The organism is Undibacterium sp. SXout7W (assembly GCF_049339385.1).
Lineage (GTDB): Bacteria > Pseudomonadota > Gammaproteobacteria > Burkholderiales > Burkholderiaceae_D > Undibacterium.
In genome coordinates, this window is sequence record NZ_JBMPPF010000099.1 from 1 (window position 1) to 367 (window position 367).

Below are 367 nucleotides of genomic sequence, written 5' to 3' on the forward strand. Positions count from 1 at the left end.
GGACAGTCGCTGCCTGTTTTTGTTCCGCAACTTTTTGTTGTGTGAGCAGCAGGGGGAGGAAAGTCCGGGCTCCACAGGGCGGAGTGCCAGGTAACGCCTGGGAGGCGTGAGCCTACGGAAAGTGCCACAGAAAATAACCGCCTAAGCACTTCGGTGCCGGTAAGGGTGAAAAGGTGCGGTAAGAGCGCACCGCACGGCTGGCAACAGTTCGTGGCTAGGTAAACCCCACTCGGAGCAAGACCAAATAGGGTTCCATCAGGCGTGGCCCGCGTCGGAACCGGGTAGGTTGCTAGAGGCGTCCAGTGATGGCCGTCGTAGAGGAATGACTGTCCTCGACAAAACCCGGCTTACAGATCGACTCTCCACC

At 58.6% G+C, this 367-nt stretch carries 1 other RNA gene; it reads left to right on the top strand.

The features are described 5' to 3' along the window. Positions 1 to 366: RNase P RNA component class A (gene rnpB, locus ACO0LB_RS20660), an RNA gene on the top strand; the annotation flags it as partial. Position 367 lies beyond the last annotated feature (1 nt).